16 protein-coding genes and 2 pseudogenes are annotated in these 17,045 nt (G+C 23.6%); 14 read left to right on the top strand and 4 right to left on the bottom strand.

Annotated features, from left to right (window positions below; translation table 11 throughout):
• From RS022_RS00085 to RS022_RS00025, 14 genes and pseudogenes are all read left to right on the top strand, one after another.
• A complete protein-coding gene (locus tag RS022_RS00085) occupies window positions 1-1,617 on the top strand; it encodes a DNA double-strand break repair protein Rad50 (RefSeq protein WP_268849894.1) in 1,617 nt (538 codons plus the stop codon).
• A 99-nt stretch (window positions 1,618-1,716) separates the two neighbouring features.
• Window positions 1,717-2,583: a coiled-coil domain-containing protein gene (locus tag RS022_RS00080; RefSeq protein ID WP_268849893.1), complete on the top strand. Its 867-nt coding sequence runs from the start codon at window positions 1,717-1,719 to the stop codon at window positions 2,581-2,583.
• Between the two features lie 14 nt (window positions 2,584-2,597).
• A complete protein-coding gene (locus RS022_RS00075; RefSeq protein ID WP_268849892.1) occupies window positions 2,598-2,747 on the top strand; it encodes an SVM family protein in 150 nt (49 codons plus the stop codon).
• 607 nt (window positions 2,748-3,354) lie between these two features.
• Complete coding sequence (locus RS022_RS00070; protein WP_308738520.1) at window positions 3,355-4,593, top strand: hypothetical protein; 1,239 nt, start codon at window positions 3,355-3,357, stop codon at window positions 4,591-4,593.
• A 76-nt stretch (window positions 4,594-4,669) separates the two neighbouring features.
• Entirely contained in the window at window positions 4,670-4,888 is a 219-nt protein-coding gene (locus RS022_RS00065) for a hypothetical protein (protein WP_268849695.1), read from the top strand.
• The gene (locus RS022_RS00060) at window positions 4,872-5,120 is read left to right on the top strand and encodes a hypothetical protein (protein WP_268849891.1); all 249 of its coding nucleotides are present in this window, start codon (window positions 4,872-4,874) and stop codon (window positions 5,118-5,120) included. Before RS022_RS00065 ends, RS022_RS00060 begins: the two co-directional genes overlap by 17 nt.
• A gap of 5 nt (window positions 5,121-5,125) precedes the next feature.
• Window positions 5,126-5,251, top strand: a complete 126-nt coding sequence (locus tag RS022_RS04210; RefSeq protein WP_420885764.1) for a hypothetical protein — start codon at window positions 5,126-5,128, stop codon at window positions 5,249-5,251.
• Between the two features lie 67 nt (window positions 5,252-5,318).
• The gene (locus RS022_RS04205; protein WP_420885763.1) at window positions 5,319-5,612 is read left to right on the top strand and encodes a hypothetical protein; all 294 of its coding nucleotides are present in this window, start codon (window positions 5,319-5,321) and stop codon (window positions 5,610-5,612) included.
• Window positions 5,613-6,128: 516 nt separating this feature from the next.
• Entirely contained in the window at window positions 6,129-6,479 is a 351-nt protein-coding gene (locus tag RS022_RS00050; protein WP_268849890.1) for a nucleoside/nucleotide kinase family protein, read from the top strand.
• 169 nt (window positions 6,480-6,648) lie between these two features.
• Window positions 6,649-7,258, top strand: a pseudogene (locus RS022_RS00045) (hypothetical protein).
• A 16-nt stretch (window positions 7,259-7,274) separates the two neighbouring features.
• Window positions 7,275-8,774 (top strand): replicative DNA helicase, encoded by a 1,500-nt coding sequence (locus RS022_RS00040; protein ID WP_268849889.1) that lies wholly within the window; start codon window positions 7,275-7,277, stop codon window positions 8,772-8,774.
• A 12-nt stretch (window positions 8,775-8,786) separates the two neighbouring features.
• Window positions 8,787-10,118: pseudogene (locus RS022_RS00035) on the top strand (toprim domain-containing protein).
• A gap of 80 nt (window positions 10,119-10,198) precedes the next feature.
• Window positions 10,199-10,825, top strand: coding sequence for a phase variable surface lipoprotein (locus RS022_RS00030; RefSeq protein WP_268849888.1), 627 nt, complete (start codon window positions 10,199-10,201; stop codon window positions 10,823-10,825).
• A 444-nt stretch (window positions 10,826-11,269) separates the two neighbouring features.
• Window positions 11,270-12,208 carry an IS3 family transposase gene (locus RS022_RS00025; RefSeq protein ID WP_268849887.1) on the top strand — a complete coding sequence of 313 codons (939 nt, stop codon included), beginning with the start codon at window positions 11,270-11,272 and terminating at the stop codon, window positions 12,206-12,208.
• A 340-nt stretch (window positions 12,209-12,548) separates the two neighbouring features.
• On the opposite strand, the gene trpS is transcribed toward RS022_RS00025, so the two are convergent.
• The 4 genes from trpS to dnaA are packed head-to-tail and all read right to left on the bottom strand — an operon-like array spanning window position 12,549 to window position 16,995.
• Window positions 12,549-13,565 carry a tryptophan--tRNA ligase gene (trpS, locus tag RS022_RS00020; protein WP_420885762.1) on the bottom strand — a complete coding sequence of 339 codons (1,017 nt, stop codon included), beginning with the start codon at window positions 13,563-13,565 and terminating at the stop codon, window positions 12,549-12,551.
• Window positions 13,566-13,600: 35 nt separating this feature from the next.
• On the bottom strand, window positions 13,601-14,410 hold the full coding sequence (locus RS022_RS00015) for a hypothetical protein (RefSeq protein WP_268849886.1): 810 nt from the start codon (window positions 14,408-14,410) through the stop codon (window positions 13,601-13,603).
• Window positions 14,411-14,448: 38 nt separating this feature from the next.
• Window positions 14,449-15,585, bottom strand: a complete 1,137-nt coding sequence (dnaN, locus tag RS022_RS00010; RefSeq protein WP_268849885.1) for a DNA polymerase III subunit beta — start codon at window positions 15,583-15,585, stop codon at window positions 14,449-14,451.
• Window positions 15,586-15,624: 39 nt separating this feature from the next.
• Window positions 15,625-16,995: a chromosomal replication initiator protein DnaA gene (gene dnaA, locus RS022_RS00005; RefSeq protein WP_268849884.1), complete on the bottom strand. Its 1,371-nt coding sequence runs from the start codon at window positions 16,993-16,995 to the stop codon at window positions 15,625-15,627.
• Between the last annotated feature and the right edge of the window lie 50 nt (window positions 16,996-17,045).

Genomic DNA, 17,045 nt, shown 5'->3' with positions numbered 1-17,045 from the left:
ATGTTATCAACCTTAGACTTATTTAAAAGTTATTTTACTTTTCAATCTTATTTTACTTGGTTTTTACTAGCTAGTATTCTTTTTGGTGGTTTTCTTTTCTTTAAAATAAAAAATTATCGCACACATACAACAACTTGGAAAGGCTATTTAATTTATTTTTTAATTATTATTGGTTGTTTGAGTTTTATTTATCTTTGTTTCTTTCATCAACCAAAAGAGTCATCCTCTAAATATCTCGGACAATTAATCAATGAAATCGATAAAGCCATTGACAAATACGACAAAACTATTAATAACTACAAAGGACTCAAATCAGATTGGGAAGGGGAATTAAGGAAATGCGAAGAAGAATTAAAAACATTATATGAACAACAAGTAATTAACCAAGAACAAAAAGAAAAAATCAAAAAACTTTTAGACCAAACTGAATTAAAAATAACTGATATCAAAACTCAACAACAAGAAACTGAAAAGAATATTAATATTTTAAAAGAACAACAAAAACAAAAAGAACAAGAAAAAGCCGAAAAAGAAAAAGAAATTGCCAAAAAACAAGAAGAAGAAAAACTAGCTTCGTCTGATGATAAAATTAGACTAAAAACTGAAATTGGACAATTACAAGATGAAGTTATTGAATTAGTTGGTCAAATCTCTTATATTAAAAGAGATATAGGAAATTTAGAAGCTGATCAAAGAATGTATGAAAATATGTTATCAAACGCTATCATATTAAGAGATTCCTTGCAACGTGATTATGTACAATTAACTTCTGACGAGAAAAAATTATTCGCCAAAATCAAATCTGTGGAAGAACGTAAAGCCGAAATTCAAAAAAATATCGATGAAATAAACCAAAAAATCAATGAAATAAAAATCGAACAAGTTTTATACAAAAGTTTCAAAGAAAAATATAAGGCAATGCATGTCCGTATGATGACTTATGAAAAAGAAAATGAATTTTCTTTCGGTAATGCCTTTAAATTTGGTTTCAAAACTTTCGATAAAGTTGCCGATTTAATTCCTGCTAAATTCGGAATTAAAACATTAGGTAAAACTGTTAGCGTTACTAGAAAATATGCTCAAACCATGGGTAAAGTTACTTTAACTCTTCACGAAGGCCACCGTTTATGGCATATGTACAACGAAGTAACAAACGAAACCAAAGAAACAACGCCAATGATTACCAAAGAAGCTTTAGAAATGTATAGCAAGGATATTGACCGCGATTTAGCCAAACTTGACGCTGACAAAAAAGATTGCGAAAAGAAAATAGAAGAATATAAAAATCGTCGTGATAATAATGTTCTTTTAAGCACTGAAACTTTAGAAGAGGAAATTCAAGAAGAACAAAGAAAAAATAGAAAAATATCAGTTATTGATGAATATGAAAAAATTATTAACGAATTACATAAAAAAAAAAATGAAATAAAAGATATTTCAAAATTAGAAGAAAAACACGATAAATTAGAAGAAGAAATATATACCAAAAAAGAAGAAATTAACATTAAAAAAGAAGAACTAAAGCAAAAATCTCCTAACTACGCTCGCGCTCAACAAAAATTACAACAAAAACGTCAAACTAAAATTCCTGAAATGATTATGATCCCTAATAAATAATTTTTTTTAAACATATCATAAATAAAATTGTATAATAGTGATATATTCAAATTTCAATATTTGATAATAATCACTATTATCAGAAGGGAAATGAAATTGATGAATAATAATAATTTTTTCAAAAAACATTTAGTAATTATTATTATTATTATTATCGGATCGGCAATTATTATTTTTTATCAAGGAAGAAACGATATAAAAAAAGAAAAAGAAGAATTATTTTCGCCAGAAAAAGAAATAGAAAATAATGATTCAAGTTCAAGTTCTTATAGATCTAAACGAAAAACTGAAAAACCTAAATTCACAATTACTGAAGCTCGTTTTGACAAAATAAAATCTTATGTATTATCAGAAAACAACAATCAAACTTTATTACTCAATGATCTTTCTGAAATAGAAAAAATTGAAATTGAAAAAATAAGAGAATGTCGAAAACAAACTTTAGGTTTTATAAAGAGACATAAAAATACAATTAATGAAAAAAATAAAGAATGCAATAATTTAAGAGAACAACTGCAACCATTATATCATCAAATCGAAACATTAAAAAAACAATTAACTCCATTAGAAAAAGAACAAAACTCCCTAGAGGAAAAAATAAAAAATAAAAAATATCGAAGAGCTGAAATTTCACCTATTTATCATAAAATTTATGAACAAAGAAATAATATTAAAGTAACAAATCTCAAACCATTAAATGAATCAGAAAATAAAAAATTAGAAGATGAAATTGGACGATTACAAGATGAAGTTATTAAATTAGTTAGTCAAATCTCTTATATTAAAAGAGATATCGGAAATTTAGAAGCCGATCAAAGAATGTATGAAAATATGTTATCAAACGCTATCAAATTAAGAGATTCCTTGCAACGTCAATACTATAAAAGCGAAAAGGAATATCAAAATCAAATTAACTCTTTACTTAACTCCCTCTACGAAATCACCTCAGTTGAGGGAAAAAAATAAAGGAGATTTTATTAATGTTTAAAATCCAAAATAATTTATTATTGTTGAATGTATTTTTGATTATTAGTTTAAATTTTTTGTTTATATTTGACAATCATAAAGTTATGGCTATAAATAACAATCATTCTAACGGTCATGTATCTCAAAATAACAAACCACAATAATAATTATACTAATTTTCAAAACTAAGCTCGTATTTTACAAAATTTAACTTTTGAACAAGCTAGAATAGTTCAACAAATTTTTAATGCTAGAAATGATAAAGCTTCCGAAGAAGTTATTAACAATCTTGTGAGGTAAAATGTTGAATTAAGTAATCGTATTGCTGCTCAACAAATTATTATCCACAATTTCATGCCACAACAAAATAATCAAAATAAACTAAATAATCCTAGAAGACGTTAAAATAATTAAAATTATATAAAAACAAACCAAGACCCTTCAAGGTCTTTTTTTATTTTACAAACAACTTTTTCACTAGTAAGGAAAATAAACTACCTTAACTGACAAGGCCATAAACAAAACTAGATAATATGTTCATTAAAATTATGAATACAACTGTCTCTTAAAAACTATTTTACAACCCACATTAAATTAGGAGGTAACCAACAATGTTAAAATTAACCAAAATTCCCTTTATTTAAAATTATTATTATTTTTTTTATCATTCTTTTTAACTTATCTTCTTCCATCTCTGCTCATTCTTTCTTTCATTTTAAAACCAAATCAACCATTAAATTATTAGACTACCAAACTCTCCAACAAAAATGGTTGGCAACTCAACCTCAATTCATCCGTCATGATATTCAAGTTTTTTCTAAAGAAAGTATTCCTGAAATCTTAAAATATTTTGATATCAAAGCTTTTCTTTATGATATTTCATCTCCTTCCTATAACCCCTACGGTTATACTTTCTTTGATCCCAAATTAAAAAATCCTCCTCAAGGATTAATTGGAGTTTATTTCAAACCTAGAATCAATCCTTTTAACGAAAAATATCCTGATGAAGACAATGAATACACCTTAGAAGGCCTTTTAAAATACAAAATCGCCATCGAAGAAGCTTTTATCTTTTGGAACGCCCAAGAAAAACCTCAGGAAATCCAACCTAAAATAACTTTCGTATTTAGAGATATTTTCACTGATCAAAAAAAAGAAGAAGAGATCAATAATTATTTAATTGAAAACAATCTAATAAAAGAACCAAAATTGATTAAATTAGGTTGTTATAACGCAACTTTACATACTGGTTTGGTATTACCTTTACCATCGAAAACTTTTCATGATGTTCCAATTGACGCCATTTATTTTGATGATGGCATTCGAATTCTCTCTGAAAATCAAAAAACACAATCTCTTAGAAGAAAATTAGAATGGAGAATCCAAGATTTATTAAAACTTTCCAATGGCGCTAAAAATATTTATCTCTTTATTTTTAACGTCCAAAAAAGAAATAAAATTATTGAATTACCTGACTCTTCTGAACCTTATACTTCTATTCGTGATTGGAAATATGAAAATAATTTATATACTTTCCCACCATTAATCAAAGAAGGTAAATACGATGAAGAAATTAAAAAAGTTGAAATTTCTTTTGAAATCACTTCTCCTTCATATAAAAAAATTAATATTCCTTTTAAATTTAAAATCATTTTCCATCTTTTCGAAACTGATAATACAATTTATTTAATTCTTTGTAGTGATAATTCTTTCAAAATTAAATTAGCTGAACAATATAGAATTAATTATATTAAATGGTTAAATCAATGTCCAATCCAATATGGTTGTTATTATACAGGTAATGAAATTCGTGACAAATTAGGTCGTTATTCTAAAACTATTTATGATCAAAACGGAAATACTCATTTTTATCGATATATCGAAGGCTTTTTTATTGACGATTGGGGCATTGATGGAGATTATTTTAGGACTAGAAATGAAATAAAATATATAAGTTATTTTTTAAATACTACCCCGCCTCCTCAAAAACCAAAAGAATTAAATCTTTAATCAAAACAAACTCGCTCAATTTAGCGAGTTTTTTTATTTAACAACACATACAACACTGGAAAGGAAACCAAAAACCATGTTCATAAAAAAAATCTTTCAATCTTTACCTAGTAATCTCATCTTTTTCATCATCACTCTACTTTCATTTATTCCAATTATAACCATTTATTATGTCATTAAATTCTATCTTTTCACCGTCAAACTAAGTATTCACCAATTAAAACAAGGAATAGTGGTTCAATTTTATCAACATTTAACCACGCAACAATCCAATCATCATGTGGAATTTCATTAATACTTGGTTAACCAAGATAAATAATAGCCTTAATACTATCAGTCGTTATTTCTTTACTTATCAAAATCAATGGTTAAATTTAGGTTTATTAACAATTATTTTATTATTTCTTCCTCATTTCTTATATCTAATTGATTTTCTTTTTAAATGTCTTTATCACCTTTTTCGTTTCTTTTATTATTTAGAAAAATATCTTTTATTATTATTAAAGAAAATATTTAAAAAAGAATAATTATTATGCGCATCAAAAACTTAAATCAACCCACCAAATTATGGTATCAACATCGAAAAAAATATATTAACGCTTCTGAAATTGCTTCCATTACGGGGTTTAGATCCCTTTTCGTTCCATGGAACAATTAGTTCATAATAAACTCTTTGGGACAACCTTTACCGCTAATCAATATTACACACCCTCCATGGTCAAAAAATGGAACCAATCACGCGTCAATTTTTCATGCAAAAAACCAATTTAACTTTTGAAGACGCCTTTTCACTGATGATCAAGTTAATCTTTTTTTCTGCATCTTTAGATAGCTACAATGAACAAAATCAAGTTGTCTTAGAAATTAAATGTCCTTTTGTGAATGAAAACCAAAAAGACTCATCCACTTGGACTAGTTTTTTAATCAATCCTCAAATAAAAAATATCCCTCAATACTACTTGGGGCCCAAGTTCAATGTCAACTCTATTGTTCGCAAACTAACTTCGCTTACTTTTTAGTTTATTTTCATGAACAAAACTATCATGTTGTTCGGGGATTTATCAAGATAAAACATTTATCATTAAAATGATTCAAGATAGTCAAAAATACTTAGCCCTTTTCACCAAAGCCAAAAAAGAATTAGAAAAAACCACTTATTTAAAAAAATTAAGTAAAATCAAATAATTAATTAATACTTTTAGACCTTCAAATGAAGGTCTTTTTTTATGCCCAAATTAAAAATCAAAGGAGAAAACAATCATGAAATTAATTGTTTTTGAAGGATTAGATGGTAGTGTGGGAAAACTTCTCTTATTCATCACCCTTCAATATTAATTAAAAATCCCGCATCAACTTTATCAAGATTTAGGAAGTAATTCTTTTGGAAGGGAAATTCGAAATTTATTTTTAAATTTTCAACAAGTAGATTATCTCACTCGTTTTTATTTAAGTCTTGCGAATATGGCTCAAATCCAAGAGGAATTAATTTTTTCACCCAATTAAAAAATCACCAATTAATTATCTTAGACCGTTGGTTGCCATCTACTTATGCTTATCAATTATTTCCTTTTTTAAAAGAAAAGAAACAACTTTTACCTTTAAAAAAAATCTTTAAGATAAATCATGAAACTATATTAAGAAAACCCAATTTATTAATTTATTTAGATATTGACCCTCTTATCGGAAAAACCAGAAAGAAAAAACAAAAAAAACATCAAAGAGATCTGATTGAAAGACAATCATTAACTTATTTTCAAACCATTCGCCAAAGATACTATTATTATTTAACTCATTACGCTAATGGCATTAATAAATTAATCTTAAACGGAAGCGACCCAATTCCATCCAATATCAAAAAAATTATGAAATATCTAGGAGAAAGATAATAGTCATTGTTACTAAGAAAAAATGTCAAAACGGTAATCGCTATTTTTATTACCATAATGGGAAAATTAAAAAGATTAAACCTGATGGGACCGTTATTGGAAAACGAAAAAAATTAAGAAGAAAAGAACTTAAAAAAGGTCTTTTTTTCTTGAGAAAGGAATTAAAAAGATGTTAACTAACGAAGATTTTTACCACATTAAACAATTTAACACTAACACTCAATGTGTCGTCGCTATTTTAAAAAGATTATTTGTTAAAACCGGTTTTTTACTAGCTTTTAATGAATATATGAATCATAACCATCCATCTACTAAATCAATATTTAACTGATAACAACTATTACTCTCAAAGTCAAAAAGTGATCCACGGTAAAATCAATGAATATCTCATTTTACTCTATTTTCAAAACCAAGGCATCATTCATTTATATCCTCAAGCTTATTTATTCTTCATTCCTGAAATTAAATTTGATTTATTGTTATTTACCAAAACAAAAAGAATCATCGCCTTTAGTATTAAAACTTGTCTGCGTGATCGTTATCATCAAACGATTATCGAAGCCCAACAACTGAAAAAACTCGATACCCATTTTGAATTTTATTTATTAAATAACAACACCGTGGAAGCTCAAAGATTAAACAAGAAAATCAATCAAAGGAAAATCCCAGGAATTAACCAGGTGATTGATTGTTTTTCACCTCAAACGAATATCTTTTTAAAAACATTGCTTACTAACCAATTCCTCCCTTTTAGGAATATTAAAATGATTAAAAAATAATAAAGGAGTTAAAATCATGAAACTTTTAACCAACGAACAAAAAGCTTTAAAACAAATCATTTCCTATATGAACCAAAATAAAGCTAACCAATTAAGTTTTTATTTTCAACTGATTGATCCACAATATTTTTTAAATAAACAAAATAAAAAAATATTTACAACCTTAAAATATTTATTTTTAGAAAAACAAACAACACATCCCTTTGATAAAATAAAATCTCAAACTAAGATAATCAAAGAATTACTCACCTATCTCCAAACCCATTTCCCCCAAGATAACTTTAATAAAAAATCATTATCTTTTTTAAGTAATGATTTTAGTGAGGAAAATAACCTTGATTTCTTAGATAACTTAAAACATACCTATACCCAAGAAAAACTTTTTCAACAACTATTAAAAATTATTAGTCCTTCTTTTGAAAATAAAGATCCTTATCATAAACATTTTTATTACCAAGAAATCTTTGATAAATTAAGAAAATTTCTTTCTTTCATTCCCCACAAATCAGACCAAAACTTATTAACTTTAAACCAAATGTCCTCTGTCCATCCTGAATTTTTTGAAACCGATCAGCAATTCAAACAAAAAATCCAAGAAGAATATTACCGTTTATCAGAAACTTTCAAAGGATTAAATCATGCCACAAAAGGATTTAAAAAGGGTCAAATTATCACCATTGGCGGGTATACAGGATTAGGCAAAACCACTTTTGTTTATAATCTGCTGTTAGATATCACCAAAACTAAGTATCAAGAAACTCGCCATCATCCTCATATCTTAGTTTTTTCTTACGAAATGACTTTAGAAGAAAATTTAAGTCGGTTATTAGCCTGCCAAACTCAAATTCCATTAAATGTTATTTTAGATAAAAATTTGAAAGACTTAAACATCGCACCACTCAAATACACGGAAAGGATGAAAATAGCAAAACAATTTTTTGCCAACATAAATTTATCATTTAGTTATGATAAAAGCAAAAATATTGATTATGTAATTGATTTAGTTTATCGTTTTTCTTTGGAACAAAAAGCAGAAATTATCGTCATTGACCACCTTCAAATAACCAAAACCACAAACCACTTAGAAAATGACCGTCTAGCAATTGACGAAATTATGACTAAATTAAAACAATTAGCCATTGAATTAAACATCGTTATTATCATTTTATCTCAATTTTCAAGAGATACATACAACAATTACCAAGGTAAATCACCAGAAATAACAGCTTTAAAAGGAAGTGGCGGAATTGAAACTAACTCAGATATCGTCTTAATGATGTCTAAATTCCAACCCAAAATATCCAAAGACAAAGAAAAACCATTAAATATCTATAATCAAGATTTAAATAAATTATATTTAGAATCAAAAAATAACGAATCTCAAAAAATTATTGAATTATCTATTAAAAAGAATCGAAATGGCACCAAAAAAAACTTAATTTATCATTTTGAAATGACCACTCAAACCTTTCAAGAAATCGGTTATGTTTTACCTTATCCATTAGAAAGTTATTAAGGAGGAAACTCAATGAATTATCAAGAAAAAATAAAACACATCCAAAACCATTTTCCGATGGTGGTTTTATTAAAAAAATTAAATATTTTACCGCTAAATTTCAACATCAAACAACGTTTCCCTTTTTTGCCCCCTTCATCAAGGAAAGAATCCTACTTATTGTCATTTGACTTCAACTAATAAAATTCATTGTTGGAAATATGAGAAAGATTTCGATATTATTGATTTTTATATGGCTATCCGTCGAATTAAATCCTTTCATGAAACAATTCAAAAAATAGAAGGATTTATGAATTCTTTCGAATTTAAAACCTTAAACCAACAAAAAAAAGAAATAACGAAAATAACTACTAACTCTTTTCAACAACCATATCACTCAATTAAATAAAAGCACCTAGTTTACGAACAGGAAATTAACTTGAAAAAGAAACAATTATTTAAGGAAATCTCACCTTTATTTAACCAAATTAGAAATTATTATCATTATTTATTAACTACTAATCAAAACACAACGAAAGTAAACCAAGATTAACTTATTTAACCCAAAAAAGAAAATTAAACCTAGAAACCATCAAAGAATTTAAACTTGGTTACACCCCATTAACCGATAAACTTTTATCTTTTCGACTCGTAAATTATTGTAAAAAGAAAAATATTAATATCGATAAATTAGTTGAATATGATTTTATCAAAAAAAAAACCAGTAAACAAAATAAAAAATATTATCACGATACTTTCCATGATTCCATCATTATCCCCATTAAAAATGATTATCATCAAACTTTTCATTTTTATCAAAACCATTTCCGGGAAGTTTCTTACTTTCAACCTAAATACCAAGCTTTAACTAATTTTAGTCAAACACCAACCTTTCATTTTAGTTATCATTTTTTTAAAGCTTTACGTATATTAAAAAAACGAAAACCATCATCATTCATGAAGGTTTTTTCGATGTCATTATTTGTTGGCAAAATGATATTAAAAATGTGGTTGGTCTCATTTGTGTCGCACAATTACTTTCCCAATCTCAACTAGAAATTATTAAAAAAGAAAAAATTAAGATGATTATCATCTTAGATAACGACGAAAAAGAACAAAAACGAAGCAAAGCGTTAAGAATACAACTCAAAGAAACAAATTATTATATACGAAATTAGACGTATTTTTTCTCCTTATGATAAAACTTGTAAAGATGTCAATGATTTATTACGGCAATACGGAAAAGAAGCTTATCAAAAATGTTTTTTAGACCCACATATCACTTATGAATAAGCCAAAAAGAAAATCACAGTCGATTTAGCTGTTCATTTCTTTGGAGAAGACAAAATCATCATCGAAGAATAAATTAGTTATTCATTTTACCTAAATTTAAACATTTAGGGTTTTTATTTTTTATCTAACAAACAACCTAAAAGGAGAAAAAAATGAAAAACGATACCAGTCAAGAAATTAGAATTGGGGGTTGGAACACAAAAACCACTCCTAACGATTTAACACAAATTAAAAACTTTTTAAAAATATTAAAAAAAGATTTAATCAATCTCACTATTATCGCTCATTCTAAAAAGAAAAATACCTACCAAGAAGCCAATTATCGTCCTAAAAACCAAACTCTCTTTGTCGATCCTCAAATCTTAGAAGAAATTAAACAAACGAAAATCACCTTAATTAATGATAATTTTTCTTCTAGTAATATTAAACTATTACTTTCAGATTTAATCCCTCTTAAAAGCCAAAATAACCCCCTTAAAACCCTCTATTATTTATTTCAAATCAATTATCAAAACGAAACTAAAAATCAGCTTAAAGAATTAATTGGGAAAATTGATGTCAATAAATTAGAAACTTTACAATTATACCAATTAGACCCTCAAAAACAAGATAAATATAATAAACCCATGAAAACTAACTATAAAAAAGGGTTAAACATTATTTACTATCGAAAAGAAGATTTAAAATATATTAAATCCTTCTTAACCAAAACAAAACAAGGTTATCGGGTGAAAAAACTACATCCTATGTATAAATATTTAATAAAAAAAGAAAACTAACAACTTTATAACGCTTTACTAACAATTTTATAACACTTTACTAACAATTTTATAACACTTTACTAACAGTTTTATAACAGTTTGTCTTTTAAAATAATCTATATAAAGATTAACTCATTTAAGAAGTGATATTTGATATTTTATATCGATAATGATAATGATACTCGATATTTGATATTATCGAATTATCATTTTTCATATCATTATTATTTATCGATATAATAAAAACTTCTTTTATTAATTTTATTTTTTTAATTTATTTCAATCATTAAATAAACTTTAATTTTTAAATTAAAAACCTTATCAAGTATTGAAAAATATTTATATATTAAACAAAAAAATTAATGTGCTGAAGCACTATTGATTAAATAAAAAATTTTTTAGAGTTATAATATTTGATATATAAATATATCTAAACAATTTATAAAAATAATTGGTATTAATATGAAAAAATTAAAACAAAAAATTAAATTATTACAAAAAATCATTGAAAAGATAAAAAAAATTGATAAAAAAATTGTTTTTAATTTAGTTAATCAATTTCATCAAACTCTTAATTTAACCACCATTTTAAAAACAATTCAAATTAAAAGAAGTACTTATTATTATTGGTTAAAAGTTAAAAATAAAATTAAAGAAAAAGAAGAAAAATACTTTTTACAAGAAAAAAGAATTAAAGCTTTATGTCTCCATTATCAATATTTTTACGGTCATCGGAAAATTACTACTTTATACCAAAAAACTTTTAATGAGTTTATCACCAAAAAAAAAGTTTACACCATTATGAAAAAAAATGACATTAGTTGTCGTTTAAGAATCAAAAAAAATTTTACTTATCATAATTTAAAAAATAATCTCCAAGTGATTCCTAATTTAATCAATCAAGATTTTATGGCCACCAAACCTCTTCAAAAACTTTTTACTGATATTACTTATTTCAAAACTAATCAAGGTTTTTTATATTTTTCTTGTATAATCGACTCTTTTAATAACCAAATTATCGCTTTTCATACTTCGAAGCATCAAAATAAAGATTTAATTTTAAATACTATTAAAAAACTTCCAAAATTAAAAGAACCTTGTATAATTCACTCCGATCAAGGAGCAGTTTATCAATCGCCAAAAGTTCAACAAACCTTAACGAAAAAAGGTTTTTTAATCAGTATGTCAAGAAAAGCTACCCCACGAGACAACGCCGTCATTGAAAACTTTTTTGGTCAAATGAAAACAATCTTAAAACACCAACATCCTTTTTTATTTTTAAAAACTACTGAAAAAATAAAAAAATTAATAAATCATTTTACTCAATTTTGGAATAATAAATGGATTTTAACCAAATTAAACAATTCAACTCCATCTCAATATGCTCAAAATCTAAGATAAATTTTTAGTTGAATTAACATAAAATAATATAACCTTGAAAAAGGTTACTTTAGTACGCCTTTTTTCAAGAAAAATGTTAAATTTATATCAAAAATTATTTTCTTTTCATTTTGTTGGCGAGTTTTTCACTTTTTTTACCTAACTAAATAGTGTAAGGATAAAATATTAAAAAAAATATCTTTTGAAACAAAGAATTATTAAAAAAGTTTAGACACTTTTTAATTCAAAAAAATGTTTCTTTAGTTTGAAAAGATAAGAAATTATCAATTAATTTTTAGTCTTAAAGAACAATTTTAAAAATTAAAATTGTCTAAAAAAACGGAACAGTTCAGTTTTAATTTTAATTTATATCTATTCCTAATTTTTTCCTAACTTCTTTTATTTTACGATCGGCTATTATTGTTGCTTTTTGAGTTCCTTTTTGCAAAATTTGTTCTAAATTAACATTTTTTTCTAAATCATAAAATTTTTCTTGAATAATTTTAATTTCTTCTACTAATGAATCAGCAATTTCTTCTTTAAGCATTTTATAAGAAAAATTTTGAAAATATTTTATAGTATCATTTAAATCACAATTTTTCAAAAGTGAATAAATATTTAAAAGATTACTTAAACCAGGTTTTTGTTCTAAATCATATTTTATATCTTTTCCTGAATCAGTAACTGATTTTAAAATTTTTTGCTTTATCATATTTAAATTTTCTAAAATATAAATACAACCTTTATCATCAGAACTATTTTTATAAGAACTTTTACTCATTTTTTTTTGAGGATCAGTTAAAGATTTAATCATAGAACCTAATTGTAAAAATTTAGGAACAACAAAAGTATTACCATATAAATTATTAAAACGATTAGCTAAAATACGAGTTAATTCTAAATGTTGTTTTTGATCTTGACCTAAAAGAACAAAATCAGCATCATAAAGCAAAATATCCGAAGACATTAAAATAGGATAAATCATAAGAGATGTTCTAACTTGTTTCGAAGAACTTTTCTTCTTTTTAAATTGAATCATTCGACTTAATTCACCTAAATAAGTATTAGATTCCATTATATAATTTAAATAAGTATGTTGAAGAACTTCTGATTGAATAAATAAATTTGTTTTATTTAAGTCTAAACCTAAAGCTAAACAAAGATATATCATTTCACGAATATTTTTTTTTAATAAAGATGGTTCTTGAAAACTAGTTAAAGCATGCAAATCTGCAATAAAAAAATAAATATCATATTCATTATGATATTTATTCTGAAAAAGAATCAAAGGTTTTATTACACCTAAATAATTACCTAAAGTTAAAACTCCTGTTGGTTTAATACCTGTTATTAATCTTTTTTTTTCTTTAAAAATCATTTTTTTAATATTAACCTTTTTCAATAATTTAAAAATTAATTTCTTTTTTTAAAAACTTTTTTTCTAATTTTTTTATTAAATTTTCTTTTGCCAATAAAAATCAAAACAAAAAGAATAGAAAATAAAAAAAATAAAATCGATAACCTTACAAAAACAATAATTAGTTTAGAAAACATACTTCCATATTCTTTATTTTTAAATAAAAACCATCCGTGATTAGGACATTGAATGTTAGGATAAGGAAACCAACATTTTTTCAAATCTTCTTCACATTCTCTGTAAAAACAAGAGATTATAAAAAAAGTAAATAAATATAAAATAGGATGAAAAAAAGAATAATAAATTTCTTTAATTTTTTTTAAATCTAAAGGAATGTAAAAGAAAAAAAGAAAAAAATAAATTAAAGGAATAAAAATATGTTGTAATGAACTAATAAAATATTTTAGTTCTTCTGGTTTACTTGAATTAATAAACTTGATTATAATAAATTTTTCACTATCATAAAAAGGAAATAATAACAAATTATAAACAAAAAAAGTTAATAAACCATTAACTATAGTTCCGTAAATAAAAAAAGAATATTTTTTTTTATTTTTAATTTTTACAAAAAAAGAAAATAAAATAAATAAAATAGAAAAAACTGTTTGATTAGTAAAATATTTAAATCTACTATAATATCTATATAATTCTATGTCTTTTCCAAAAGTATATAAATAAATATCAAATATAAATGTAAAAAAAGTCAATATAAGCAAAAAAAGAAAATAAATTTTTATTTTAAAATCAAATTCTGAAAATAAAGAATTTATTTTATTATTTTGTTTTTTTGATTTTTTTTTAATCATAATTATTAAAATCCTTTTTAAAAGGAAAATGAAAAAAATTATTTAAAATAAAAAGGGAAAATTAAATATAAAATTGTTTCATCCTCTTCATCCATAATAACAAAAGGTTTTGATGAATTTTCAAAAAAAAATGTAATTTGATCACTAGTAAAAACTTTTACAATTTCTTCTAAATATTTAACATTGAAAAAAGATTTTATTTTTCTATCGAAAGAAGATTCTAAAATTTCCATTTCTTCTAAAGCATGTCCTATTTCTTCACTATCAGAAGAAATTTCTAATTTATAATTCGAATGAATTTGAAATTTTATAGAATTATCAAAAATATTTTTATCTTTTGGCAAAAACAAAGAAACTCTATCTAAAACTTTAATTAAATTGTTTCTATTTAATTTAAAAAAATTAATTAAATTTTCTTTTTTAATCGGTGGATATTCTGGATAATTTCCTTCTAAAAGAGGTGATTGAAAAAATAAAGAATTTGTTTTTAAAAAAAATTTTTGTTCTGTGATAGATATTTGAAGAATTTCATCTTTTTGTTGTTCCAAAAGTTTAAGTAATTCTTCTAAACTTTTTGCAGGAATAATAATATTAAAATCATAATAATCTATTTTTAATTCTATTTTTTTTTGACCTAAACTAAAAGAATCAGTAGCTACAGCAATTAAAAAAGGAAATTTATAAATTAAATTGATTCCTGTTAAAATATTTTGTTGTTTATCTTTGGAAGAAACAATAATCATTTCTTTAATTAATTTTTTAAATAATTCTATTTCTATTTCAAAAAAATTTTGATAATCAAAAATGAAATTAAAACAAGGATAATTATCTAATTCCATTAATTTTAATTTATAATGTGAAGAATCAGTTTTAATAATTAAAAATTTATCTTCTAAAAAATCAATTTTAATAAGATAATAATCTATTTTTTTAATAATATCAATAAAATTTCTTCCTAATACAATAAAAATTCCTTCTTCATATACTTTTAAACTTTCGTCTTCTACTTTTATTTTTACAACAATATGACTATTATTAACTTCTAAAAATAAAACATCTTTTTTAATATCTATTTTTATGTAGTAATATATAGGAAAAAAAGTTTTTTGAGGAAGTATTTTTTGAATTTGGTTCAAATAATGCAAAAAAACTTCTTTTTTTATTTCGAAATTCATATTTCAATTTCTTATTTTCCTTAAAATAATTTTATTTTTTTAATTATTTATTTTTTTCAAAATAAATTCCACAACTTTTTTTAATTCTTCTTTTTGTTCTATTTTTTCTTCAATTCTTTTATAAGCCTTAAAAATGGAAGAATATTTTTTATTAAAAATAAAACCTATTGTTTTAAAAGAAATATTATTTATTTTTTTTAAAAAATAAATAGTGATATGCCGTGGTAAAGTATATTTAGAATTTTTTTTGTCACCAACCAAATCCCTAATATTAATATTATAAAAATTACTTACTATTTTTTTAATTTTTTCAGAATTTATTTCTTCTTCGGATACATTTTTCTTATTTTTTAATAAAGGTTCTAAAACTTCTTTAGTATTTTTTAAATTAATTTCTAATTTATAAATTTGAAAATAATTTAAAAGTCTAAATAAAGCCCCTTCCATTTCTCTTATATTATCATAAAAATTAGAAGAAATAAAATTTAAAATTTCTTTTTTTAATTGAATGTTTTCACCCTCGCCTTGAATTGAAAATATTTTTTTTTTTAAAATATCAAGACGATGTTTAAGATCTGGTTTTTTAATATCTACTACTAATCCTGCTTTAAATCGATTAGTTAATCTTTCCATAATATTTTTTAATTCTAAAACGTTTTTATCACTTGTAATCACTATTTTTTTTTTATTCAAATTAAGATAATCAAAAATTTTAAAAAATTCCATTTGAGTTCTAGTTGCTTCTGACATTATTTGAATATCATCTACTAAAAAAACATCAATACTCCTATACTTATTATTAAATTCATCTATTTTTTCTTTTCTTAATTTATTAGTAAAATCTTCTATAAATTCATCTGCTTTAATATATAAAACTTTTTTATTAGATTTTTTTACTAAAATGTGATTTCCAATAGCTTGCATTAAATGTGTTTTTCCTAAACCAACAGAACCAAAAATATACAAAGGGTTTATTTCTATTTTTTCTGAATTAGCAATTTTCTTGGCCATCTCAAAAGCAAACTTATTACTCGTTCCAGGAACAAAATTATCGAAAGTATATTTAGATTCTAAATTTCCTTGATAATAATCACTTGAATCAATTTTTTTATTTTCTTTTTTTTTTATTTTTTTTTCTTCTTTTAGAATTTCTTTTTCAGAAATAAATCGAAAAGATATTTTCTCTTGAGAATATTTTTTAGAAATATTATCTATTTTATTTAAATAATTATTTAAAATTTTATTTTTAATAAATTCATTATCAACTAAAATAAAAAAAATTTCATCTTCTATTTTATATAATTTAATATTAGAAAAAGTTTCTTCGAAAACTTTTTCACTACAAATAAAAGATAAATCTTTCAAAATATTTTCCCAAATTTCGTTTTTTGACAATTTTTTTTCTTCCATTTAATTTACCTTTTAAAAAATATTTATATATAAAAAAGGTTTTTTTAAAA

Source organism: Candidatus Phytoplasma rubi, assembly GCF_026821955.1.
Lineage (GTDB): Bacteria > Bacillota_I > Bacilli_A > Acholeplasmatales > Acholeplasmataceae > Phytoplasma > Phytoplasma vitis.
Note: the sequence above shows the minus strand (reverse complement) of the source record. Positions and strands in the feature narration are given on the sequence as shown.